Here is a 1,040-nt window from a genome sequence, read left to right on the forward strand (position 1 = left end):
ATCGTGCGCGGCCTCACCGGTTACGGCCTGACCGATTGTCTGCGCATCACGATCGGGCCGCAGGACGTCATGGATCGCACGCTGCGCGTGCTCACCGTCCTGCGCGGCCGGCAATGCTGGTAAGGGCTTCATCCGAGGGGATTTCAAGACGTGACGTCAGACATGCCGTATCTGCCCGCCCGCGATTTCATCGGTTATGGCGAGCGGCCTCCGCAGGCTGAGTGGCCGGGTGGCGCGAAACTGGCGCTCAACATTGTCGTCAATTACGAGGAAGGTGCCGAATACTCGATCGGCGAAGGTGACGGTGTTTCCGAAACGATCCTGTCCGACCTTGCCGTCGCGCCCGCCGTGCCCGGCCTGCGCAACCGCAACATGGAATCGCTTTACGAATACGGCTCGCGCGTCGGCGTCTGGCGGCTGATCTCGCTGTTCCGGGACAAGGGTGTCATTCCCACCTTCTACATCGTCGGACGCGCGCTGGAGCTAAACCCGGCCGCGGGCAAGGCGATCGCGGCACTCGGCAGCGACATCGTCTGCCATGGCTGGCGCTGGATCGACTACGCGCCGCTCAGCGAAGAGGAAGAGCGCCAGCACATCGCCATGACGGTGGACGCGGTCCGCACGATCACCGGCATCGATCCGCTCGGATGGTACACCGGCCGGCCAAGCCTCAACACCAGAAGGCTGGTCGTCGAGCATGGCGGCTTCCTGTTCGACTGCGACGACTACAATGACGACCTGCCCTATTTCGTCGATGTCGGCGGCAAGCGGCATCTGGTCGTGCCGCACAGCTTCGACAACAACGACAGCCGCTTTTCGCGCGGCTCCGGTCTGGAGACCGGCAGCCAGTTCTTCGACTATGTCAGCGACGGCGTCGACTGGCTGCTGAAAGAAGGCCAGAAGACACCGCGCATGATGACGGTGTCGCTGCATTGCCGGCTGGCTGCGCGTCCCGGCCGCATGATCGGCCTGGAGCGCTTCCTCGACAAGATCACCGCCAATCCCGATATCTGGGTCTGCCGCCGCTCCGACATCCCCCG

1 protein-coding gene is annotated in these 1,040 nt (G+C 64.1%); it reads left to right on the forward strand.

Going from position 1 to position 1,040, the window contains the following annotated elements:
* Window positions 1–150 precede the first annotated feature (150 nt).
* On the forward strand, window positions 151–1,040 hold an 890-nt coding region (locus EOA24_RS39090), incomplete at its 3' end, for an allantoinase PuuE (RefSeq protein ID WP_245501983.1).

Source organism: Mesorhizobium sp. M2A.F.Ca.ET.039.01.1.1 (assembly GCF_003998035.1).
Lineage (GTDB): Bacteria > Pseudomonadota > Alphaproteobacteria > Rhizobiales > Rhizobiaceae > Mesorhizobium.